Raw genomic sequence first — 21,933 nt, 5'->3', positions numbered from 1 at the left:
GCCTGGCACCGGAAAATCCCGGGGAAATTTGAATGATTGCCTGGTGTGCCCGACGGGAGCTACTCCCGAGGGAGTAGCCGCCGACTCACCGTGGCGGATGTCCGGATCGTCCGGGCTTCATACCGTCGTCGGCATGATCGAAGCACGCGACCTCACGAAACGCTACGGAGACAAGGCCGCCGTCGACGGGCTGACGTTCACCGTTCGCCCCGGACGGGTGACCGGCTTCCTCGGCCCGAACGGCGCCGGCAAGTCCACCACCCTGCGCCTCGTCCTCGGCCTCGACGCCCCCACCGCGGGCACGGTCACGGTGGCGGGCCGGCGGTATGCCGAACTGGCCGCGCCCCTGCGCACGGTCGGCTCGCTGCTGGACGCCAAAGGCGTGCACGGCGGCCGCACCGCCCACCAGCACCTGACTGGGCTCGCGGCGAGCAACCGCATCCCGCGCCGCCGGGTCGAGGACGTCCTCGACCTGACCGGCCTGACCGAGGTCGCCGGACGGCGGGTCAAGGGCTTCTCGCTCGGCATGAGCCAGCGGCTCGGCATGGCCGCCGCGCTGCTCGGCGACCCGGAGGTGCTGCTCCTGGACGAGCCGGTCAACGGCCTGGACACCGAGGGCATCCGCTGGATCCGCACGCTGCTGAAGTCCCTTGCCGCGCAAGGCCGTACGGTCTTCCTCTCCAGCCATCTGATGAGCGAGATGGAGCTGACCGCCGACCACCTGATCGTGATCGGCCGCGGCAGGCTGCTGGCCGACACGGCCGTGCGCGACTTCATCGAGACCAACTCCCGCGCCCATACGCTCGTCCGCTCGCCGGAGCCGGAGAAGCTGCGCGACCTGCTGGAGGCTAAGGGGGCGAGCGTATGTCTGGACGCCCGGGGCGGCTGGCGGGTGGACGGTCTCGACGCGACCGCCATCGGTGACCTGGCCCGCGACCACGGGCTCGCGGTGCATGAAGTCACGCCGGCTCACTCCTCGTTGGAGGAGGTCTACACGGCTCTCTCCCGCGACTCGGCCGAGTACCGGACCCGGCAGGAGGCCCTGCGATGACGACCCTCGCCGACGCACGGGCGGGCTTCTCGCAGTCGCTCGCCCATGAGTGGATCAAGTTCCGCAGCGTGCGTTCCCTGGTCTGGACGACCGTCGCGACCGCCGCCGTGCCCGTGCTGGGTGCGGTGTTCGTCGCGGCGACGGGCAGCCTGCAGCAGGACGATACGGTGCTCGGCGGCAGCCTGAGCCTGTCCGTCGTGGCCCAGATACTCGCCGCGGTCGTCGGCGCCCTGGTGATCACCGGCGAGTACGCAAGTGGCACCATCCGCACCACGTTCTCCGCCACCCCGCGCCGCGCAACCGTGTTGGCGGCGAAGGCGGCGCTGCTCGCCGGCCTGACGTACGCCCTGGCACTGGTCTTCTGCGCGCTCGCCTACCTCGTCGGCGAGGCACTGCTCGAAGACGGCAGGTACGCCCAAGGGGAGCCGCTGCCCGCCCTGTTCGGCATCGCCGCCTCCTTTGCCGTGGCCGCGCTGCTCGGCCTGGCGGTCGGCACCCTCGTACGCCACTCCGCGGGCGCTGTCACCGCCGTCATCGGCGTCCTGCTCCTGCCCTCTCTCCTCGGCCCGCTGTTCGGCGACGCCCAGCGCTGGGTCGCGGGCATCTCGCCGACGGCCGCCCTGCAGAAACTCACCCAGACCTCGGACGCCACCGTCCAGACGGTCGGCAGCCTCGGCCCCTGGCCGTCCCTGCTGCTGGTAGCGGGCTACACGGCGGCACTGCTCCTGCTCGCGACCGCGACCCTGCGCAGCCGAGATGCATGACAACTGCCTTCGCACGAAAGGAAATCAGCCATGCCGTGGAGCCACGGACGCTTACGCCTGCTCCTCACCCTGGTCGTCGTCGACCTCCTGCTGCTGATCGGGATCTCCTGCATGGACGCCGAGGCGACCGTACCCGCAGCGCACGGTGCCCGAGTCACCGCCGAGGAGAAGAGAGGAGAGCGTCTGGTCGACCTCACCGTCGACTCACCCGCCCTGGGCCGCACCGCGAAGGTCCGTCTGCTGACCCCGGACGGCTGGCAGGACAGGCGGCCGGGCGAGAGGTGGCCGACGCTGTATCTGCTGGTCGGCGGGGACGGCAACCACAAAGCCTGGACCGAGGACTATGACGCCCGCCTCAGGGACCTGCCCCAGCTGCGCGACGTGCTGGTCGTGATGCCGGAGATGCCGCTGTTCGGCTTCTACAGCGACTGGTTCAACGCCGGCCGCGGCGGACCGCCCGCCGTCGAGACTTTCCACCTGAAGGAGATGCGCCCGCTGCTGGAGCGCCACTACGGCGCGGGTACCCGTCGTGCGGCCGCGGGGGAGTCGCAGGGCGGGTTCGGCGCCCTCTCCTACGCCGCACGCCATCCGGGGATGTTCCGGGCCGCGGCGAGCTACAGCGGCTTCGTGCACCCGAGCCGACACCCGCACGCCATCCGGGCCGCGATGACCTACCTGGGCCTGGACTGGACGGCGCTATGGGGCGACCCGTCCGCCCAGCGTGCCAACTGGCGGGCCCACGACCCTTATTACCTGGCCGACCGGCTGCGCACCACGCCTGTCTACCTCTCCAGCGGCGACGGCACGGCAGGCGACCTCGACCCGCCGGGCACCGAACCCGACCCGGAGATCCCCGGCCTGGAAGATCCCGCCGACCCGTTCCCCGAGAACGCGATCTCCCCGACGGAGACGCTCATGGAACGCGAGTCCCGTGCCTTGGCCGCGCGTCTGGCCTCCGCCGGCACCCCGGTGACGACCCACTTCTACGCGGGCACACACTCCCCGCCGTACTGGGTTCGGGAGTTCCACCGCTCGCTGCCGCTGCTCCTTGACGCCCTGCACGGCGCCGAGCAAGACCCCCACGTCGTCCGGGAGGAGCGCGTCGCCCCACGTCAGGTTGATCTCACCGTCGCCTCGCCCGCGCTGGGCGGCGCGGCCAAGGTCCGGCTGCTGACCCCGGACGGCTGGGAACGGCGGCGGCCCGGACAGACCTGGCCCGTCCTGTACCTCCTGCACGGCGGCTTCGAACCGGAGACGTACAAGACCTGGACCCGCGAGTCCGACGTCGAGGAACTGTCCCAGCTGCGCGATGTCCTGGTGGTGATGCCGGAGGGAGGCCAGGTCGGCTTCTACAGCAACTGGTGGAACCACGGCACCGGCGGCCCGCCCGCCTGGGAGACCTTCCACCTGGACGAACTGCGCCCCCTGCTGGAACGCCACTACGGTGCCAGGACGCGCCGTGCGGTGGCCGGGCTGTCGATGGGCGGCTTCGGCGCGGTCTCCTACGCCGCCCGCCGCCCGGACCTGTTCCGCACCGCGGCGAGCTACAGCGGGCCCGTTCACCTCCTCCACCCGCGGATGCGCGAGGTCTGGCCGCTGATGGAGGAGGCGTACGGCGGCGACCTGGACGCCCTGTGGGGCGACCGGGATGCCCAGCGCGCCGTCTGGCAGGCGCACGACCCGCACCATCTGGCCGAACGGCTGCGCCACACCCGCGTCTACCTCTCGACCGGGGACGGCCACCCGGGACCGCTCGATCCGCCGGGCAGCGCGTACGACCCGGCGGAAGCCGTCATCCACGACCTGACCCGGTCCCTGGATGCCCGGCTGCGGCGGCTCGGCGCCCCGGTGACCAGTCATTTCCACTCCGGCACCCACCATCCGGCCTACGGGGAGCGGGAGTTGCACCACTCCCTGCCGATGCTGCTGCGTGCCCTGGGCGGGTGAACACCGCGTGCGTCAGCCCTGGGCGCGAGGAGGCTCTTCGCCGCCCGGTCGCGGGGTGGACCGGGGCGCATCGGTGGGCGGTGTGCCGGGTGTGCTGGTCTCGGCCTGGATCACGCGAGGGGCCGCCTGCTCCCCGGCCGTAGCCTGCTCCTCCTCCTTGATCGCCCTGGCCTCCGCCTTGAGGATGCGTGCCGACTTGCCCGCCGAGCGGGCGAGGTCGGGGAGTTTCTTGGCGGCGAGGACGGCTATGACGACGATAAGGATGATCGCGAGCTCGCTGAGTCCGAACATGCGGGTCCTGTCTGCTGTGTGGCCCGGTCCGGGTACGGCCGGGCGCATCGGGGGAGGCGGGCGGGGCGCCCTGGTCTACAGGTGGGGTGCGATGGACGGCAGCAGGTCCTGGAAGGTGCGGCCGGTGGCGGGTTCGCCGATGGCCTTCATCTGCCAGCTGCCACCGGTGCGGTGGACCTTGGCCATGATCTGGGCGGTGTGCTTGCCTCCGCCGGTGAGGGTGTAGCGGGCCAGTTCGGCGCCCGTGGTCTCGTCGACCAGGCGGCAGAACGCGTTCTGCACTTCGGCGAAGGTCTGGCCGGTGAAGGAGTTGACGGTGAAGACGATCTGGTCGATCTGCGCGGGGACGCGGGCCAGGTCGACGAGGACGGCTTCGTCGTCGCCTCCGGAGCCGGCCCCGCCGGTGAGGTTGTCGCCGGTGTGCCGGACGGAGCCGTCGTCGCTGACCAGGTGTTGGAAGAAGACAACGTCGACCGGCTGCCCGGCGGCGAAGAGTACGGCCGAGGCGTCCAGGTCGATGTCTCCGCCTCCGGTGAGCTTGGCGAGGAAGCCTTTGCGAGCTGCGGCCTGCCAGCCCAAGCCCATCCGGACGGAGGTCAGGGCGCTGCCGTCGGCCTTGTTCAGGCTGATCTGCTGGCCCTTGGTCATGTTGACCGACATGGGGTGCTTTTCCTTCGGGTTTGGCGCTGTTTGATGGAACTGTCCGGGAGCGTCTGCTCGGCCGTCCGGACCGGCACGGCTGCTAGCCGGTGGGCGGAGAGCCGCTCTTGGAGTCGGTGGTGGGCGAGTGCCCGGAGGCGCAGGCGCGTGGCGGCCCGGCCGGTCGGGTCGGCGCGCAGGGCGCTCAGGATGTCCGGGGTGTTCAGCGCCAGGTGCAGTACGGCCTCGAAGTCCGCCCGGTCCTGGGGGCGGAGGCCGGAGGGGTGGGCCACGCGGTCTCCTGACGGGTAGGGGTACTTCGGTGCTGGACGAGGGTGTGCCGGGCCTGCCCCCGGGGATCAGGCCCGGGGGCAGGCTGTCTGGGTCAGACGTTGACGCCGAAGTCGGAGGCGATCCCGGCCAGGCCGGACGCGTAACCCTGCCCGACCGCGCGGAACTTCCACTCCGTCCCGTTGCGGTACAGCTCGCCGAAGACCATCGCGGTCTCGGTGGAGGCGTCCTCGGACAGGTCGTACCTGGCGATTTCCGCGCCGCCCGCCTGGTTGACGACGCGGATGAAGGCGTTGCGGACCTGGCCGAAGCTTTGGCCGCGGTTCTCGGCGTCGTGGATGGAGACCGGGAAGACGATCCGGTCGATCTCGGCGGGCACGGTGGCGAGGTTCACCTTGACGGCCTCGTCGTCGCCCTCGCCCTCGCCGGTGAGGTTGTCCCCGGTGTGCTCGACCGAACCGTCCGGGCTGGTCAGGTTGTTGTAGAAGACGAAGTGCTGGTCGGAGAGCACTTTGCCGGAGGTGTCGAGCAGCAGGGCGGATGCGTCGAGGTCGAAGTCGGTGCCGGTGGTGCTGCGCACGTCCCAGCCCAGACCGACCAGGACGGCGGTCAGACCCGGTGCCTCCTTGCTGAGCGAGACATTGCCACCCTTGGCCAGGGAAACTCCCACTGCGTACTCCTTCTCGATGTGTCAGGTCAGGGTCCGGTGGGACCCGGGGATAAAATCTACAACACTGTAGAAGGTGAGGGAGGGTTTACGCGGCCCTCGAGGTTTGGCCGTGTCGCGTAGGGCCGAGAAATGGTGGGCGCGGTGAAGTGGCTGGTCGGTCACGGGAGTTGCCGAAGAGGATGCGGTAGCCGATTAGCAGGACCAGCGCGCCCGCGACGGCCGAGCCCCAGGTGGCGGCGTTCGTCTCTCCTTGTGTCGTTGCCGTCTCTTGCGGCACGGAAGAACCTGTCCGGGCAGACTGGCTTCTACAATCATGTAGATGTTGTGGTGAGGGGCAGCGGAGCACCGGCCGCGGCGCGATGGCCGGCTGTGGAGCGTCGATACGATGGACCGCCCGTGAATTCAGGGTCGGCGGAAGGGAGACAGGCGTGACGGACCAGCGGCAGCGTCCCCCGCGGCGGGGGCAGGGTGAACTGGAGGCACTCGTCCTGTCGGCCCTGCATGAGGCGGACGGCCCGGCGAGCGCGGGATGGGTGCAGGAACGCCTCGGCGAAGACCTCGCCTATACGACGGTGATCACGATCCTCACCCGGCTGCTGGCCAAGGGCGCGGTCACCCGCGAGCGCGTCGGCCGGTCCTTCGCCTGGACCCCCGCCTCGGACCAGGCGGGCCTGGCCGCGCACAAGATGCGCAAGGTGCTCGACCGTGAAAGCGACCGGGAGGCGGTGCTGGCCAGCTTCGTCACCTCCCTGGAACCGGACGACGAGCGGCTGCTGCGCGAACTGCTGGGTCGAGCCGAGGGCGAAGGGGAAGACTGAAGCCTCATGGGGGTGTTCGTCTTTCTGCCTCTGGTCCTGCCGTTGACGGCATGGCCGATCGCGCGCCTGGCCGAGCAGCGCCTGCATCCGCGGACCGCCACCCGGCTGCTGACCGGGCTGGCCGTGGTGATGGCGATGTGCAGCACCGTGTGTCTGGGGCTGCTGATGGTGGTCGGCACGGCGCAGTTGCCCGGCAACCCGCTGCCCGACGGCTGGTCGGATCCCGAGGTGCGCGAGGCCGTGCCGTACGACGAGGTCGCCGGGAAGCTGGCCATTCCGGCGCTCCTCGCGGTGCTGCTGGCCTGCGGCCGCACGCTGTGGCGGCACCGACGGGTCCGCCGCCACGCCCACCGGGCCCTGGCCGGGCTGCCGGGCACGGAGGTGGCCGTACTGCCCGACGAGGTGCCGTACGCCTACGCCCTCCCCGGCGGGCGACGGGGCCGGATCGTGGTGACCACCGCCCTGCTGTCCTGCCTCGAACCGGCCGAACGGCGCGCCCTGTTCGCCCACGAGCGCGCCCATCTCGCCGCCCGGCACCACCGGTTCCTGCTCGCCGTCCAGCTGGCCGCGCGCGCCAACCCGTTCCTGCGGCCGCTGCGCACGGCCGTGTCCTACACGGCGGAGCGGTGGGCGGACGAGGACGCGGCCCACGCCGTCGGTGACCGCAGGACCGTGGCGTGCGCGATCGGCAAGGCGGCGCTCGTCTCCCGGGGCACCCCGGTACCAACGCTCGCGGGCTTCGCCGTGCCTGGGCCGGTGCCGCGTCGGGTGGCGGCCCTGCTGGAGCCCGCGCCCGCGGCGCGCAGCTGGCCCTCGCTGTTCACCGCGGTGGGCATGGCGGCGTGGACGGCGGCCGTGGGGACGGCCCTGTCCGCGATGTCGTCCGCGAACTCGGCCGTCACGATGGTCCTCATCCTGCACGCGGCGACGCCGCTCTGAGGTCTCTGAGCGGCAGGCGCGGCGGCCGGCAGTGCTTATGCACTCTCCGAGAGACGGATCCCCGACAACCAGCCCGCCTCTTGCCAAGGACACCCGACACGGTGGTCGTCTCCAGACCGGCGATCACACCGCCGGGATCGCTACCGGAACTTGTCGAGGATGACCGGGCGGTTCATGTCTCCTGGTGGAACGGTGCCATCCGGCGCAGGAACGCATCCCACAGCCGATCGGGGAGCGCCCGGCGGATCCGTGGCATGACCCGGGCCTGGGGTCCGATCCGGTAGCGGGTTCTGGGACGGCGGGCCGTGACCGCTTTGTGCACGACCTCGGCGACGTCCTCGGGTGTGAGAACGGCGCGGGCGCCCTCCCGATGGGCTCGGTCGGCCATCCTGTTGACGTTGTCCTGGAAGGTTGCGTACGGGCTGTGGCTGTCCTGGTGCCGGAGGGTCGCTCTGCCGGTGCTCATGAACTGCGTCCGTACCGCGCCCGGCTCCAAAAGGACGACCCGGATGCCGGCGTGGGCGACCTCGAGGCGCAGCCCGTCGCAGAGCGCTTCCAGGGCGTGCTTGGTCATGCTGTAGGCGGTCGAGGCGGGCGGGGTGATCAGTCCGGCGGCCGAGCCGAGGTTGACGATCGTCCCTGCGTGCTGGGCTCGCATGCCGGGCAGGACCAGCTGGCACAGCCGGACCAGTCCGAACACATTCGTCTCGAACTGCCGGCGCAGGGCCTCCATCGGCAGTTCCTCGACCACACCGATCTGTCCGTAGCCGGCGTTGTTGACCAGCACTCCGACGGCACCGTGAGCGGCCTCGACCGCCTTGACGGCTCGTACGCGGGATTCCTCGTCGGTGACGTCGAGCCGCAGCGTGCAACAGCCGGCCGCTGCCAGCTCCGTGAGGGTCTCCGGGCTGCGGGCCGAGGCCCAGACGGGCAGGCCCGCCCGGACCAGGGCCAGGGCTGTCGCTCTCCCGATGCCGGTGGAGCAGCCGGTGACCAGCACTGCGTTGGAGCGCTGCATGGTGCCTCCTCGCGGATCAGATCTACTTGCCGAACGGTCGGTAAGTATACCGTCCGTCACTTACCGACCGGTCGTCAAGTAGACTCATAGGAGACCGCACGGAGAAGGGGTCTCATGGCTGAGCGCAACGCCGACAGGACGAGATCACGCATCCTGGACATCGCCGGGAAACTGTTCAGGACACAGGGCTACGCCGGGACGTCGATCTCCGACATCGCCAGGCAACTGGGCACCAGCAAGGCAGCGCTCTACTACCACTTCCCGTCCAAGGACGACATCCTCGACGCGATCCTGGCCGACTCCCTGGCCGCCCATGCCGGGATCGCCGACCTCGCAGCCGAGGACGCGACCGCCGAAGAGCTGCTCGGCGCCCTCATCGACATGGTGGCCGGCGCGGGCCAGGTGCTGGCCATGTTCGGCACCGACCCCTCTGTGGTCGCCGTCCTGGCGGAACGGGGGCGCGACTACAAGCTGCGGGACAAGGACGACCGGATCATCGTCGCGCTCGCCGGACCGCAGCCGGACGCGGCGGCGATGATCCGCGTGCGCGCGGCGATCGCCGTCGCCAAGGACGGCGCGCGAGAGGTGATGGCAAGCAACGGCGGACGCCTGAGCGACACCGACCGCGCCGAGCTCCTGGCCGCCGCGCTCCGGGCGATGGCCCCCGCGACACCGCCGCAGGATCGCACGAAGGAACGGAGCGGAGCCGGGTAACGGCAGGGACCTTGGCCAACACCTGCGGCTGCGCGGGGCTCTCCAGGTGGGTGAACTCCTGTGCCCGTGGCCCGGTGGTCGGCGCGAGATTGTCCGGACACTCTCCCGGTAGGCCAGTACGTCATCTCCGTCAGCCGTACCGACCGGCAGACCACGCTCCTTTCTTTCCGTGTCAAGTTCAAGCGTGCGGCCGGAGCAGTGAGGGCCGCACGTCCGCCGGTGCACCGGACTGCGGTTGCGAACGACCGACGCGGGCGGAGCGGATCGCGAGGACGAGGCGGAGGCCGATGGTCGCGGCGCCGGCGGCCGCCGCGACAGATACGGCGATGAAGGCGTCGGGCACCCAGGTCATCAGCTGGCCCAGGCTCATGCGGCCGGCGAGCTGCGCCAGGGCGATCCAGGGCAACGCGCCCACCAGGCACCAGAGGGCGGTCAGGGTGGTACGGCGCAGCGCGGTGGCGGGCGTGGCCGGGCGGCGCAGGAGCAGGGCCGAGCGTCCGGCCGCCAGGATCAGGGCTGCGGCCACAGCGGTGACGCCCCAGACGATCATGTAGTAGCTGGACGCGGACGCGGTGTCTGCGGGCGGGGTCCGGCCGTCCGCGAGTACGCGGGCGGCGCCGAAGCCGACCTGCATGACCGCATCGTCGTGGAGGAGCCCGTACAGGTTCTGCTCGAGTACGAGCGCGATGTTCCGCTCCGGCAGCAGGAACAGCATCGCCGAGTAGCCAGGGGCCGCACCCGTGTGCCAGATGGCCTCGTCGAGCGGTGCGCCCAGGCCGCCGACCCGCCAGCCCAGCCCGTAGCCGGTTGCGGTGCCGGGGGGCTGGAGTTCGCCCTCTTCGCGCATCAGCCGCACGGATTCGGGGTGAGGACGGCGGCGCCATCGGCGGTCTTCCCCGATCGGAGCTGGAACGACGCGAAGGCCGCCAGGTCGCTCAGGTCTCCGCCCGTATAGCCGTAGCCCGCGCCGTGGTCGTCCACGCCGTCGGCGAGCGCGGTCGGTATGCCCCACAGAAGCTGATGACCTGGCGTCAGGTTCCGCTTGCGGGCCGATGCCTGGTCGGCGATGGCGCCGTTCATGCCCGCCGGGTCGAGCACGGTCTGCCTGAGGTGGTCGGCGAACGGGCGCTTGGTGACAGCCTCGACCACGGCGGACAGGACGAGGTAGTTGGCGCTGGTGTAGGCGTACGTGGTGCCGGGCGGGCCGAGCGGCTGCACGTCGTCCAGGTCGCCGATGCGTTCCGCGGGACGGGGGCAGTCGGCGTCAAGGCGGTCGGTGACGTTGAACGTGGCCGACTCGGGGATGCCGGCGGTCTGGTTGAGCAGATGACGGATGGTGACCCGGGACGCGTGCGCGGGGCCGCCGAACCGGAAGTTCGCCACGTGGTCGACGACCCGGTCGTCCAGGCGGAGCCGTCCGTCCTGGACGAGGACCATCACCGCGGTCGCGGTGATCGGCTTGGCGACCGAGCCCCACAGGAACGGGGTGTCGGCCGTGACGCGCTCGCCCCGTCCGTCGGTTCCCCAGGACCGCTGGTGGATCGGTCCGTCGGGGCCGACCACGGCGTAGGAGATTCCGGGCGCGCGGGTGGCGTCCATCCGGTCGCGGATGTAGGCGTCGATCGCGGCGTAGCGGTCGGACTGGACGGAGGCCGCGACGGCCTGGGGCGATCGGGGCGCAGAGGAGCAGGCTGAGCAGCAGGGCCACCGTGCTCGCGGCGGCACGCCGTAAGTGGATGCGCATGGGGGTTCCTCACGGTTCTTCGAAAGGCGAGACAGATAACCATATGGTCGTACGGTTTTTACCGTATGCTGGTACGGTTATCAAGTGCCAAGGACCGCTGACCATGAGGAACGCCGACGTCAGATCGCCGTCGCCGTCTGCGAGCTCATCTCAGAACACGGGCTCGACGCCGTCACCGTCGCCCGTACGGCCACCACCGCCGGGATGTCGGTCGGACTGGTGCAGCACTACTTCCGCACCAAGGACGAGATGCTGCTCCACGCGTTCAAGGAGGTCAGCGCCCGCATCCGGAGCCGGGCCGACGAGCGGATCCGGGCCGGGATCGAACACCGGCGGCCCATCGCGCGCGTCCTGGTCGAGGCGCTGGCCGAGTTCATCCCCCTGGACGAGACCCGCCGCACCGAATTCCGGGTCGCCAGGGCGTTCGCCGGCCGAGCCCTGGACGCGCCCGCCCTCGCCGAGGTCGACGTCGCGACCGCCCAGCAGCTGCGCAAGGACATCGCACAGGCCGTCCGCAATGGCAAGGAGTGCGGCGAGGTCGAGGCGGATCTGGACCCGTGGCCCGCGGCCGTTCGCCTCACCGCCGTGACGGAAGGGCTTGCGATGCAGGTCTACCGCGATCCCGTCGGCGTGAACGGGGTGCCTGCGGCCGAGCTGTCGGCATCGGTCATCGAAGCCGAGCTTGCCGTCGTCTTCACCGGTGAGTGCCATCAGTACGTCACGGCGACCGAGGTGTGACCTGCGGCGGGGTGCCTTCCGCTGCGCCCGGCTTGCGGGCTCACTGAGCCAGCTGCGTGTTTCGTGGTCGCGGCGCGTAGCTGGCCGTCGGTGCTCACTGCAGTTGGAATGGCGGCCTGGTCGGCGGCCGTGATGACGGCAGTGTCCGCGATGTCGTCTGCGAACTCGGCTGTCCAACGGTCTTCATCCTGCACGCGGCGACGCCGCCCTGAGAGCCCCGAACGGTCAGGTCCTACGCGCTGTCCACAAGGACGGACAGCCCGGCGACCAGCCCGATGAGGGCCAGGCCCGCCAGGGTGCAGACGAGGAGGAGCAGCCAGCCGGTCAGGATGCCTGCCAGCGCGACTCCGCGCCCGTCCCCGTCGAGGCCGCGGCCCCGGAAGCGGCCGATGTGCCCCGCGACGATGGCGACGAGCGCGCACAGCACGGCCATGCCGACGAAGACGCCGGGGTTGATCCAGGCGATGGGCCCGGCGAAGTTGCCCAGCGACGCGACCCCGCCGAGCGCGAAGAACGCGCTGACCTGTGCCGGACGGTTCCTGCCCGCCCACGAACGCTCCCTCGTTCCTGCCGCCGACCGTGCGTTCTCGCCGCTGCTCACCGTCGTTCCCCTCATCGACCACTCCGCGCCCGGAGTTGGGGCTGGATGTTACAGCGGCTGTTCATCGTGAACGATGCGGCGCGGGAATGCCGGGTGGCAGAGGCGTGTGCGAGGGCGGTGTCGTCGCCCAACGCTTTGATCGTGTCGCTGAGTTGACAGCTGTCAAAGGCCACTCGTCCCTGCAGCCGCGGTTGGGTCTCGCGGTCGACGTCGGACGCAGCAGCGCGTCGATCCAACCTCTGGGGCGAGGGCCGTCAGCACTACCCGTCTCACCTTGCATGCCTTGACGCATTGCCAGCCTAGAAGGCTAAAGTGCTAGGGAACTAGATAAATGGAGGAACTAGTGATTGAGTTCCACCTGGACAGCCGGTCCGGCCTCTCCCCGTACCAGCAGCTGGTCCAGCAGGTGCGGCACGCGCTGCGCCTGGGCCTGCTGGAGGAGGGGGACCGGCTTCCGACGGTCAAGGAGGTCGTGGGCCGGTTGGCGATCAACCCGAACACGGTGCTCAAGGCGTACCGGGAGCTGGAGCACGACGGGCTGGTGGCCGCCCGGCCGGGGGTGGGCACGTTCGTGACCCGGACGCTGGCCGACGCCACGCTCGCCGCGCACGGCCCGCTCCGCAAGGACCTGCAACGCTGGCTGACCAAGGCCCGCCTCGCCGGCCTCGACGAGGAGTCCATCGAGGCCCTGTTCATGAACACCTTTCGGACCGCCGCTGGAGAGGACGTAGCGTGAGCGCCGTCTTACGCGCCCAGGCCCTGGGCAAGAGATACAAGCAGCGCTGGGCGCTGCAGAACTGCGACCTGGACGTGCCCGCCGGGCGGGTCGTCGGCCTGGTCGGCCCCAACGGGGCAGGAAAGTCCACCCTGTTGAACCTGGCCTCCGGCATGCTGACCCCGACCACCGGCACCATCGAGGTGTGCGGCGGCCGTCCCGCCACCGGCCCCGCACAGCTGGCCAAGGTCGGCTTCGTCGCCCAGGACACCCCGACCTACGCCGCCCTGAGCATCGCCGATCACCTACGGCTGGGCGCCCGTCTCAACCCCGGCTGGGACGACGGCCTGGCCCGCGAGCGGATCCGTCGGCTCGGCCTGGACCTCAAACAGCGGGCCGGGAGGCTGTCCGGCGGCCAGCTCGCCCAGCTTGCCCTCACCCTGGGCCTCGCCAAGCGGCCCGAGCTGCTCATCCTGGACGAGCCGGTCGCCGCCCTCGACCCACTCGCCCGACGGGAGTTCCTGCAGGACCTGATGGAGGCCGTGGCCGAGCACGAGCTGAGCGTCGTGCTCTCCTCTCACCTGGTCTCCGACGTGGAGCGGGCCTGCGACTACGTCATCGTCCTGGTCGACTCCCGGGTGCAGGTGGCCGGCGACATCGACGACCTGGTCGCCCGCCACCACCGGCTCACCGGACCACGCCGGGACCCGGACACGCTCCCGGCCGGTCAGCACGTCATCACCGCCAGCCACACCGACCGGCAGACCACCCTCCTGGTGCGCACCGACACCGCGGTCCACGATCCCGCCTGGACCGTCAGCCCGCTCGGCCTGGAAGACATTGTCCTGGCCTACATGGCCCGGCCCGCCGATGCGGTACGCGACACCCGACCCGCACTGGAGGTCCTGCGATGATCTGGCTGACCTGGCGCCAGTTCCGCACCCAGGCCGCCGTGATGTTTGCCGCGGTGGCTGCCCTCGCCGCCACCCTCGCGATCACCGGCCCGCAGCTGGCCGACCTCTACCGAGCTGCCGGCAGCAGCCTGGTGGACCGGCTCTCCAGTTCGGACCAGACCCTCTACTACGCCGGACTGGTGGTTGTGCTTGCCGTGCCGGCGGTCATCGGGATGTTCTGGGGCGCGCCGCTGATCTCCCGTGAACTGGAGATGGGCACCCACTACCTCGCGTGGAACCAGGGCGTCACCCGCACACGCTGGCTGGCGACCAAGCTGGGCCTGGGTGCGGCGGCCGCCATGACCGCTGCCGGACTGGCCGCACTCGCGGTGAGCTGGTGGAGCAGCCCCATCGACCGGGCGGTCAACGGCGGTGGCGCGACGGACACGTACTTCCCGCGGCTCGACCCGGTGGCCTTCGCCGCACGGGGTGTCGTCCCCATGGCCCATGCCGCCTTCGCCTTCGTCCTGGGCGTCGCCCTCGGCCTGGTCATCCGCCGCACCCTGCCCGCGATGGCCACCACGCTCGTCGTCTACGCCGCCGTACAGATCTCCACGCCGATGTGGATCCGACCCCACCTGGCCGCCCCGGACCGGACCACCGTGCCGATCGAGCCCGGCGGCGCCCCCATCAGCGTCCAGGAGGGCGCCCAGCAGATCGTTGCGCACCCCGAAGTGCCCGGCGCCTGGGTCACCTCCCAACAGACACTGAACGCCGCCGGTCAGCCGGCCCCCGTGCCGTCGTCCTTCGCCGACTGCCTGCACACCGAATCGGGCCCGCCCACCCTGCAGCAATTCGACCGCTGCCTCGCCGACCTCGGCGCCCTGGGCTACCAGCAGCGGGTGACGTACCAGCCCGCCGGCAACTTCTGGGCCCTGCAATGGGCCGAGACCGGGCTCTACCTCGGTCTCGCCCTGGCCCTGACCGGGTTCTGCGCCTGGTGGATCCGCCGACGCCTGACCTGACGGGATGCCAAGCAACTCCCGTCGAAGGCGGTATGCCGGGCCGCTGCCCCCCAAGGGCAGCGGCCCGGCATCGCGGTGCTCCGGTCAGAGGTCGAACTCGTGCGGCGGCAGGTCGAGGGTGAAGCACGCCTCGCGGACGATGGCCTGCTCGGTCTTGTCGAAGTCGCCGTCGGCGCCGCCGATGACGATGCCGATCTGGATCACGGCACGCGCTTCGGCGGGCTTCTTCTTCGCCTTGGCGATCTCCTGCAGCACGCTGACCTTGCCGAAGTCGAAGTCGGCGACCAGTTTGTTGAGGTTGTCGTCGAAGCGGCGCTGGAGGTCGTCGGCGGGGAAGTTCTGCAGTACTTCGTTGGTGGCGATGAGCTGGGCCACCCGGCGGCGCTCGGCCGGGTCGATGGTGCCGTCGGCGGCCGCGACCAGCGCGCACATCGCCATGCTGGCGTCACGGAAGGCGCCGCTCTTGAGGTCGTTCTTCTTCGCCATCAGCTGGGTCTGCATCGTCGATGCAGAGTCCTTGATGCGGTCCCACAGGGCCATGAGAACTCCGTATGTGTCAGAGGTGGGTCCGGGCCCGGTAGTGGCCCCGACCGCCGCATTCTTCTACAGCAACGTAGAAGTTATCAGGGCGGGGTGGCGAGGGAGGGGGTGAAGCGCCTCGGGTTTCGCCCCCTCCCGGTCACTCTTCCTCTTCCTCGTCGCCCTCGAAGAAGTCGCCGACCTCGTCGACGACTTCGGCCGCGACCATGCCGCCGGCGACACCGACCGCGAGCCCGGCCGCGCCCGCGGCGACGGCGGTGCCCATGCCGGGGCCGGAGCGGTGGCCGTCGTGGTGGTGCTCGCCGTGCCCGTGGTGGCCGCCGTGGCCGTACGCGGCGTGCGAGCCGTACGAGGCCCGGTGCTCGACCAACTGCCGGATCCAGCCGTCGACTTCGGTGTTCCAGTCCCGGTGCTCGACATCGTGGTGTCCGACCGTGAAGCGGGTGACGGCGTCGTGGCCGGAGGAGAAGAGGCCGCCGCGTTTGTCCGCCTCCAGGACGACCTCCATGCCGCCCGGCGCGGCGAGGAAGGTCAGCTCGATCTCGTTCACCTGGTGCGCATGCTGCGGCGCCGGGGTGAGCTCGATCTCCTGGTAGAAGGGCAGTTGCTGCCCCGTACCGCCGATGCGCCCGTACTCCAGATCGGCGGACCGGAAGCCGAAGCCGAGCTGGCCGAGGGCTTCGAGGATCGCCTCCTGTACGGGTAGTGGGCGCACGGTGAGCTGGTCGAGGTCGCCCTTGTCCTTCGCGCCGGCCACGGCCAGTTCGGTGCGCACGCCGAGCGCGATGCCCAGCGGTTGCCCGTACAGCTCGGTGATCGGGGTCTCCCAGGGCAGCGTCACCGTGAAGGGAACGCTGCGCTCCTCGCCTGCGCCGAGCCGGAAGCCGCCGCCAACGGTGAACCGGTCGAAGGTGACCGCGCCTTCGCTCTCCCCGTCCTCGTGCTCGGCCTCGACCCGCGCCACCAGTTCCAGGGTGATGTGCTCGATCTCGAAGTCGGCGTCGCCGCCCTTGAGATGGACCTGGCCCGAGAGCGAGCCGCCGGGCAGGGCCGCGCCCGGGTCGAGGACCGTGTCCACCGGGGGCCCGCCCACACCGAGCGAACCGAGCAGCCGTTTGAACACCATCGCGGCGTCCACTCCTTCATGTGCGTGTATGTCTCTTGACGAAGGGCAAGGAGAAGCGTGCGGGTGCCCGGGAACAACCGGGAATGTCCTCACGTTCTCCCTCTACAGGCGAGTAGAAGCATAGGGTTCTCGGGGCCGGTCCAGGCCGTTTCCCGCGGCCTGCGGCGGGAAAGTCCGAAAAAAGTCGCCCGTCAGGTCGGCAACGGACTTGACCAGGAAGCTTTGCCCGTCTTTTACGATGGCCCGGAGGGTGTGTCAGCCCTCCCGACCCCCGAGGGTCTGCCCGACCCTCCGAGCCGAGAAGGAGCGACGTCCCGCAATGGGTGAGCCTCCCAGTACCAGCCGTGCCATGACCCGCCCGCCGCATGTGCGTGAGGGATCGGGGGTGGCACGGTGACCGAGATCCTGCTGCTCCTGCTCGCCCTGTTGCTCACGCTGGCCTGCGCGCTGTTCGTGGCGGCCGAGTTCTCGCTGACCACCGTCGAGCGTGGTGACCTGGAGCGGGCCGCCGAGGCGGGCGAGCGCGGTGCCGACGGCGCGCTGAAGGCCGTACGCCACCTGACGCTCCAGCTCTCCGGCGCCCAGCTGGGCATCACCGTCACCTCCCTGGTGATCGGCATGCTCGCCGAGCCGTCCCTCGCGGCGCTGCTGCGCGGCCCGCTGAAGGCGATCGGCCTGGGCGGTGCCGCCTCGTCCGTGGCGACCGTGCTGGGCGTGGTCGTCTCCACCGTGGTGCTGATGGTGGTCGGCGAGCTGGTGCCGAAGAACTGGGCGATCTCCCGGCCGCTGGCCGTCGCCAAGGTGGTCGCGGGACCGCAGCGCGGATTCACGGCAGCGTTCGGCCCGTTCATCCGCCACCTCAACAACACCGCGAACCGCTTCGTGCGCCGCTTCGGCCTGGAGCCCGCCGAGGAGCTGGCCTCCGCCCGCGGCCCCGAGGAACTCGTCGCGCTGGCCCAGCACTCGGCCGCCGAGGGCGCGCTGGAGACGGACTCCGCCGAGCTGTTCGTGCGCACCCTCCACCTGGGCGAGCTGACCGCGGAGAACGTGATGACCCCGCGCGTCGACGTCCGCGCCCTCGAAGCGCACGCGACGGCCGCCGACGCCGCCAATCTGACCCATGCGACGGGTCTGTCCCGCTTCCCGGTCTACCGCGACAGCCTGGACGAGGTCATCGGCACCGTCCACATCCGTGACGTGCTGGCCCTGGAGCCCGCCAAGCGGGCCGTCACGCCGGTCACCGAGCTGGCCACCGCCCCGCTACTGGTGCCCGACAGCCTGCCCGCCGACCGGCTGCTGGAACGGATGCGGGCGAGTCGCACCATGGCCGTGGTCATCGACGAGTACGGCGGCACGGCGGGCGTGGCCACGGTGGAGGACATCGTCGAGGAGGTCGTCGGCGAGGTCCGCGACGAGCACGACCCGATCGAGATCCCCGACCTGCTGCCCGCCCCCGCCGCCGAGGACGGCCGCGCGGCCTGGGAGGCGGACGGCAGCGTCCGCATCGACCAGCTGACCGAGATAGGACTGGCCGCGCCCGAAGGCCCGTACGAGACGGTGGCCGGCCTGGTCGCCACCCGGCTCGCCCGGATCCCGGCCAAGGGCGACGTGCTCGACCTGGACGGCTGGCGCCTCGACGTCCTCGACATCGACCACCACCGCGCCGACCGCGTGCGCATCACGGCGCCGGTCCAGGTGCCCCGTCAGGACCGGCAGGAGGCCGCCCGATGACCGTTCTGCAACTGGCCATCGGCGCCCTGACGCTCCTGACCAACGCGTTCTTCGTCGGCGCGGAGTTCGCCCTGATCTCCGTGCGCCGCAGTCAGATCGAACCGCGCGCCCAGGAGGGCAACAAGCGCGCCCGGATGACTCTGTGGGGCCTGGAGCACATCTCCGCGATGATGGCCACCGCCCAGCTCGGCATCACCGTCTCCTCGCTGGTGCTCGGCGCGGTCGCCGAACCCGCCGTCGCGCACCTGCTGGAGCCCGCCTTCGAGGCGGCCCACATCCCGCACGCCCTCGTCCACCCGATCGCCTTCGTCATCGCGCTCACCGTGGCGACGTACCTGCACATGCTGATCGGCGAGATGGTCCCCAAGAACATCGCGCTCGCCGCGCCCGCGCCGACCGCGCTGCTGCTCGGCCCGCCGCTGGTCGCCCTCACCCGGGCGCTGAAGCCGTTCGTCTTCGGCATCAACGCCTTCGCCAACGCCCTGCTGAAGCTCTTGAAAGTCGAACCGAAGGACGAGGTGGAGGCCGTCTTCACCGACGACCAGCTCGCCCGCATGGTGCTCGACTCCAGCCAGGCCGGGCTGCTCTCACCGGAAGACGGCGAGCGGCTGCGCGATGCCCTGGAGCTGGGGACCCGCCCGGTCGGCGAGATCCTGGTCCCGGCCCAGCGGATGCACACCGTCGACCACGCGATCACCCCGGCCGAGCTGGAGCGGACGGCCGCCCGGGCGGGCTTCTCCCGCTTCCCGGTCACCGGCCCGGACAAGGCCCTGCTCGGCTACCTCCACATCAAGGACACCCTCGGCATCGCCGACCGGGACCAGCCTTTCCCACGCGGCGGCCTGCACCCCGTCACCCGGGTCCGTATCGACACCCCGCTGGACGACACCCTCACCGCGTTGCGGGCCGATGGCAGTCACCTGGCCGCGGTCACCGGCGAGACGGGCACCGTGCTCGGCTTCGTCACCATGGAGGACGTGCTGACGGAGCTGGTCGGCCCGACCCCGGCCGCCGCGTGACCGCCCGGCCGTCCTGCGCGCCTCCGCCCAGGACGGCCAGGCTCACCTCCAGCTGAAGGGCAGACGCGGCGGGCGGCGACCGGGAACGCGGAGTCAGCCACCATCGTTTACCCACTGCACATCAACCCAAGGAGCAAGCACGTGTCCGCCAGACCGACGGACCCTTCGGGGCACAGTCCCCGACCACCCCGCCACCAAAAGCGTGATCGCGGCACACAGCGGGGTGGTGTTCAGTGAGTGCCGCACTGGGCCTGCTGGCCGTCCTTGTCCTGACCGTTGGCACCGGCTACTTCGTCGCCCAGGAATTCGCCTACGTCGCTGCCGACCGGCTCGCCCTCGCACGCGAGGCCGAAGCGGGCGACAGGCGCGCGGCCCGTGCCGTGAAGGTGCTGGGGCGGCTGTCGTTCATGCTGTCCGGCGCCCAGCTGGGCATCACCGTCACCGGCCTGGTCGTCGGCTTCCTCGCGGAGCCGTCGGTGTCCGCGCTGCTCAAGCCCGTCCTGCCGGGCATCGGCATCCCCGACGGCGCCATCTCCGGCGTCTCGGTCGTCCTGGCCTTCGTCCTGGCGACCGTGCTGCAGATGGTGATCGGAGAGCTGGCGCCGAAGAACCTCGCGCTCGCCGTGCCGGACCGGCTGGCCAAGTCGCTGGCCGCCTCCACCCTCGCCTATCTGAAGGCCGTGGGCCCGGTCGTACATCTCTTCGACAGCGCGGCGAACAAGCTGCTGCGCAAGGTCAGTATCGAACCGGTGGAGGAGCTGCACCACGGCGCCACCCTGGAGGAGCTCAGCCATCTCATCGGCGAGTCCCACGAGCAGGGCGAGCTGCCCCCACGCACTGCCGAACTCCTCGACCACGCACTGGAGTTCAACGAGCGGACGCTGGACGAGGTGATGGTGCCGCGCGCGGACGTGGCCTTCGTACGCAAGGACGCCTCCGCAGCCACCACGGTGGAGCTGATCGCCAAGCACGGCCACTCCACCTACCCCGTCCTCGACGACCACCCCGACAACGTCACCGGCGTGATCGGCGTACGCGAGCTGACGCGCCTGCCCGCGGACCGCTTCGACGGCGCCCAGGCCGCGATGGCCGGTGACCTCGCCCGGATGCCGCTGCTGCTGCCGGACACGCTGCGACTACCGGACGCCGTGGACCGGATGCGCGAGCGCGACGACGAGTTCGCCGTCGTGCTGGACGAACACGGCGGCGTGGCCGGCATCGTCACCTACGAGGACATCGCCGAGGAACTGGTCGGCGACATCGCCGACGAATCCGACCAGGTCGTGGAAATCGCCCTGCCCGACGGGGACGGCTGGCTCGTGGACGCGGGCCGCCGCCTGGACGAGGTCGCCGAGGCCACCGGCATCGAACTGCCCGAGGAAGACGACTACGACACCGTGGCTGGCCTGATCGTCGACCGGCTCGGCCGCTTCCCGGCCGTCGGCGACCGCGTCACCGTCGAACTAGCCGACGGCCGCCGCGCGGTCATCGACGTACGCACGCTCGACCGCCATGTCCCCGAGCGCGTCCGGCTGCGGCAGCTCGCGAAGAGCCGTGAGGAGGAGCAGGCATGAGTTTCCCGATGGCGCTCTTCGTCACCGTGCTGCTGCTGATCGGCAGCGGGTTCTTCGTCGCCGCCGAATTCGCCCTGGTCGCCTCCAAGCGGCACCGCATGGAGAAGGCCGCGGCCGAGGGGCAGCGCGGCGCCAGGGCGGCACTCGCCGGAATGCGGGAGCTGTCGCTCATGCTCGCCGGCGCACAGCTCGGCATCACCGTCTGCACGCTGGGCCTGGGCTCGCTCTCCAAGCCCGCGATCTCCCACGAACTCGACCCGCTGCTGGAGAAGCTGGGCCTGCCCGCCTCGCTCAGCTACGGCATCGCGTTCGCCGCCGCGATGATCATCGTGGTCTTCCTGCACATGGTGGTCGGCGAGATGGCCCCCAAGTCCTGGGCGATCGCCCACCCCGAGCGTTCCGCGATGCTGCTCACCCCGCCCTTCCGGGGCCTGGTCAAGCTCGTACGCCCCCTCATCTCGCTGCTCAACAAGGTGAGCAACGCCCTCGTGCGGCTGTGCCGGGTCACCCCGCGCGACGAGCTCACCTCGGTCCACAACCGTGAGCAACTCACCCACCTGGTCGCCGAATCCGAACGGCTCGGCCTGATCAGCAAGGACGACTCCGAGCTGATCACCAGCTCGCTCACCGAGCCGCAGTCTCCGGTCGGCGACCTCCAGGTGCCCGCGGAACGGATCACATCGGTGCCAGTGGAGGCGGGCGTCGACGACATCCTCGCCACCGCGGCCGCGCACGACCGCAGCCGCCTGCTGGTCCGCGACGGCCCGCTGGTCGTCGGCTCCGTCCACACCCGCGACGCGCTGATCGCCCGCTCCCGGGGCAGGGCGGCCACTGCTCGCGAACTCGCCCGCCCGGTGCCGGAACTGGCCGCACAGGACACCGTCGGCCACGCCATCGAGCAACTGCGTCGGCACCGCGCCTCCCTCGCCGTCGTCGGCGACGACAGCGGACGGCTCACCGGCCTGGTCACCCTCGACGACCTGCTGGCCCGCCTCCTGGACCCACAGACGAGGTAAGGAGGGCCTCGGGTCCCTGCTCCGGTGCGGACCGATGTCGTTTGCTCGCTTCGGGAATGAAGCGGGCAA

The 21,933-nt window shown here is 70.8% G+C and carries 24 protein-coding genes and 1 pseudogene; 15 read left to right on the top strand and 10 right to left on the bottom strand.

Annotation, left to right across the window (positions count from 1 at the left end; genetic code table 11):
• The first annotated feature begins 133 nt into the window (after positions 1 to 133).
• Genes ACYVO6_RS19945 through ACYVO6_RS19935 form a run of 3 tightly spaced genes read left to right on the top strand, consistent with a single transcriptional unit; the run spans position 134 to position 3,762 of the window.
• Positions 134 to 1,051 carry an ABC transporter ATP-binding protein gene (locus ACYVO6_RS19945; RefSeq protein ID WP_461062857.1) on the top strand — a complete coding sequence of 306 codons (918 nt, stop codon included), beginning with the start codon at positions 134 to 136 and terminating at the stop codon, positions 1,049 to 1,051.
• The gene (locus ACYVO6_RS19940; RefSeq protein ID WP_461062855.1) at positions 1,048 to 1,815 is read left to right on the top strand and encodes an ABC transporter permease subunit; all 768 of its coding nucleotides are present in this window, start codon (positions 1,048 to 1,050) and stop codon (positions 1,813 to 1,815) included. The genes ACYVO6_RS19945 and ACYVO6_RS19940 overlap by 4 nt, the downstream gene beginning before the upstream one ends.
• A gap of 30 nt (positions 1,816 to 1,845) precedes the next feature.
• Positions 1,846 to 3,762, top strand: coding sequence for an alpha/beta hydrolase (locus tag ACYVO6_RS19935; RefSeq protein WP_461062853.1), 1,917 nt, complete (start codon positions 1,846 to 1,848; stop codon positions 3,760 to 3,762).
• A 12-nt stretch (positions 3,763 to 3,774) separates the two neighbouring features.
• On the opposite strand, the gene ACYVO6_RS19930 is transcribed toward ACYVO6_RS19935, so the two are convergent.
• The 4 genes from ACYVO6_RS19930 to ACYVO6_RS19915 form a co-directional block, all read right to left on the bottom strand.
• On the bottom strand, positions 3,775 to 4,053 hold the full coding sequence (locus ACYVO6_RS19930; protein ID WP_461062851.1) for a twin-arginine translocase TatA/TatE family subunit: 279 nt from the start codon (positions 4,051 to 4,053) through the stop codon (positions 3,775 to 3,777).
• Positions 4,054 to 4,128: 75 nt separating this feature from the next.
• Positions 4,129 to 4,713, bottom strand: coding sequence for a TerD family protein (locus ACYVO6_RS19925; RefSeq protein ID WP_461062849.1), 585 nt, complete (start codon positions 4,711 to 4,713; stop codon positions 4,129 to 4,131).
• Complete coding sequence (locus tag ACYVO6_RS19920; protein ID WP_461062847.1) at positions 4,698 to 4,985, bottom strand: hypothetical protein; 288 nt, start codon at positions 4,983 to 4,985, stop codon at positions 4,698 to 4,700. Before ACYVO6_RS19920 ends, ACYVO6_RS19925 begins: the two co-directional genes overlap by 16 nt.
• Positions 4,986 to 5,077: 92 nt before the next feature.
• On the bottom strand, positions 5,078 to 5,653 hold the full coding sequence (locus ACYVO6_RS19915; RefSeq protein WP_461062845.1) for a TerD family protein: 576 nt from the start codon (positions 5,651 to 5,653) through the stop codon (positions 5,078 to 5,080).
• A gap of 428 nt (positions 5,654 to 6,081) precedes the next feature.
• On the opposite strand from ACYVO6_RS19915, the gene ACYVO6_RS19910 reads away from it, so the two are divergent.
• Both ACYVO6_RS19910 and ACYVO6_RS19905 read left to right on the top strand, forming a co-directional pair.
• On the top strand, positions 6,082 to 6,471 hold the full coding sequence (locus tag ACYVO6_RS19910) for a BlaI/MecI/CopY family transcriptional regulator (RefSeq protein WP_461062843.1): 390 nt from the start codon (positions 6,082 to 6,084) through the stop codon (positions 6,469 to 6,471).
• A gap of 6 nt (positions 6,472 to 6,477) precedes the next feature.
• Entirely contained in the window at positions 6,478 to 7,410 is a 933-nt protein-coding gene (locus ACYVO6_RS19905; protein WP_461062841.1) for a M56 family metallopeptidase, read from the top strand.
• A gap of 172 nt (positions 7,411 to 7,582) precedes the next feature.
• On the opposite strand, the gene ACYVO6_RS19900 is transcribed toward ACYVO6_RS19905, so the two are convergent.
• On the bottom strand, positions 7,583 to 8,428 hold the full coding sequence (locus tag ACYVO6_RS19900; RefSeq protein ID WP_461062839.1) for an SDR family NAD(P)-dependent oxidoreductase: 846 nt from the start codon (positions 8,426 to 8,428) through the stop codon (positions 7,583 to 7,585).
• 114 nt (positions 8,429 to 8,542) lie between these two features.
• Here ACYVO6_RS19900 and ACYVO6_RS19895 point away from each other — a divergent pair, with 114 nt between their 5' ends.
• Positions 8,543 to 9,142 carry a TetR/AcrR family transcriptional regulator gene (locus ACYVO6_RS19895; RefSeq protein ID WP_461062837.1) on the top strand — a complete coding sequence of 200 codons (600 nt, stop codon included), beginning with the start codon at positions 8,543 to 8,545 and terminating at the stop codon, positions 9,140 to 9,142.
• A 178-nt stretch (positions 9,143 to 9,320) separates the two neighbouring features.
• Here ACYVO6_RS19895 and ACYVO6_RS19890 read toward each other — a convergent pair whose 3' ends face one another.
• The gene (locus ACYVO6_RS19890) at positions 9,321 to 9,998 is read right to left on the bottom strand and encodes a serine hydrolase (protein ID WP_461062835.1); all 678 of its coding nucleotides are present in this window, start codon (positions 9,996 to 9,998) and stop codon (positions 9,321 to 9,323) included.
• Complete coding sequence (locus ACYVO6_RS19885) at positions 9,989 to 10,867, bottom strand: serine hydrolase domain-containing protein (RefSeq protein WP_461062833.1); 879 nt, start codon at positions 10,865 to 10,867, stop codon at positions 9,989 to 9,991. The genes ACYVO6_RS19890 and ACYVO6_RS19885 overlap by 10 nt, the downstream gene beginning before the upstream one ends.
• 103 nt (positions 10,868 to 10,970) lie before the next feature.
• Here ACYVO6_RS19885 and ACYVO6_RS19880 point away from each other — a divergent pair, with 103 nt between their 5' ends.
• On the top strand, positions 10,971 to 11,624 hold the full coding sequence (locus ACYVO6_RS19880; protein ID WP_461062831.1) for a TetR/AcrR family transcriptional regulator: 654 nt from the start codon (positions 10,971 to 10,973) through the stop codon (positions 11,622 to 11,624).
• A 3-nt stretch (positions 11,625 to 11,627) separates the two neighbouring features.
• Positions 11,628 to 11,836, top strand: a pseudogene (locus tag ACYVO6_RS19875) (M56 family peptidase); the annotation flags it as partial.
• Between the two features lie 20 nt (positions 11,837 to 11,856).
• Here ACYVO6_RS19875 and ACYVO6_RS19870 read toward each other — a convergent pair.
• Complete coding sequence (locus ACYVO6_RS19870) at positions 11,857 to 12,240, bottom strand: DUF4190 domain-containing protein (RefSeq protein WP_461062829.1); 384 nt, start codon at positions 12,238 to 12,240, stop codon at positions 11,857 to 11,859.
• 316 nt (positions 12,241 to 12,556) lie between these two features.
• On the opposite strand from ACYVO6_RS19870, the gene ACYVO6_RS19865 reads away from it, so the two are divergent.
• The 3 genes from ACYVO6_RS19865 to ACYVO6_RS19855 are packed head-to-tail and all read left to right on the top strand — an operon-like array spanning position 12,557 to position 14,858.
• Entirely contained in the window at positions 12,557 to 12,961 is a 405-nt protein-coding gene (locus tag ACYVO6_RS19865) for a GntR family transcriptional regulator (RefSeq protein ID WP_461062827.1), read from the top strand.
• Complete coding sequence (locus tag ACYVO6_RS19860; protein WP_461062825.1) at positions 12,958 to 13,854, top strand: ABC transporter ATP-binding protein; 897 nt, start codon at positions 12,958 to 12,960, stop codon at positions 13,852 to 13,854. The genes ACYVO6_RS19865 and ACYVO6_RS19860 overlap by 4 nt, the downstream gene beginning before the upstream one ends.
• The gene (locus ACYVO6_RS19855) at positions 13,851 to 14,858 is read left to right on the top strand and encodes a transporter (protein WP_461062823.1); all 1,008 of its coding nucleotides are present in this window, start codon (positions 13,851 to 13,853) and stop codon (positions 14,856 to 14,858) included. The genes ACYVO6_RS19860 and ACYVO6_RS19855 overlap by 4 nt, the downstream gene beginning before the upstream one ends.
• 84 nt (positions 14,859 to 14,942) lie before the next feature.
• Here the strand turns inward: ACYVO6_RS19855 and ACYVO6_RS19850 are convergent, their stop codons facing one another.
• Positions 14,943 to 15,398, bottom strand: coding sequence for a tellurite resistance TerB family protein (locus ACYVO6_RS19850; RefSeq protein WP_151484836.1), 456 nt, complete (start codon positions 15,396 to 15,398; stop codon positions 14,943 to 14,945).
• Positions 15,399 to 15,537: 139 nt separating this feature from the next.
• Entirely contained in the window at positions 15,538 to 16,524 is a 987-nt protein-coding gene (locus ACYVO6_RS19845) for a sporulation protein (protein ID WP_461062820.1), read from the bottom strand.
• A gap of 393 nt (positions 16,525 to 16,917) precedes the next feature.
• On the opposite strand from ACYVO6_RS19845, the gene ACYVO6_RS19840 reads away from it, so the two are divergent.
• The 4 genes from ACYVO6_RS19840 (at position 16,918) to ACYVO6_RS19825 (ending at position 21,864) form a co-directional block, all read left to right on the top strand.
• Positions 16,918 to 18,255, top strand: a complete 1,338-nt coding sequence (locus ACYVO6_RS19840; protein WP_461062818.1) for a hemolysin family protein — start codon at positions 16,918 to 16,920, stop codon at positions 18,253 to 18,255.
• Complete coding sequence (locus tag ACYVO6_RS19835; protein WP_461062816.1) at positions 18,252 to 19,274, top strand: hemolysin family protein; 1,023 nt, start codon at positions 18,252 to 18,254, stop codon at positions 19,272 to 19,274. The genes ACYVO6_RS19840 and ACYVO6_RS19835 overlap by 4 nt, the downstream gene beginning before the upstream one ends.
• A gap of 233 nt (positions 19,275 to 19,507) precedes the next feature.
• Positions 19,508 to 20,848, top strand: a complete 1,341-nt coding sequence (locus ACYVO6_RS19830; protein ID WP_461062814.1) for a hemolysin family protein — start codon at positions 19,508 to 19,510, stop codon at positions 20,846 to 20,848.
• Positions 20,845 to 21,864, top strand: coding sequence for a hemolysin family protein (locus tag ACYVO6_RS19825; RefSeq protein ID WP_461062812.1), 1,020 nt, complete (start codon positions 20,845 to 20,847; stop codon positions 21,862 to 21,864). The genes ACYVO6_RS19830 and ACYVO6_RS19825 overlap by 4 nt, the downstream gene beginning before the upstream one ends.
• Positions 21,865 to 21,933: the final 69 nt, after the last annotated feature.

The organism is Streptomyces pseudoechinosporeus (assembly GCF_054783935.1).
The sequence above is the reverse complement of the archived record's forward strand: the minus strand, read 5'-3'. Positions and strand labels throughout refer to the sequence as shown.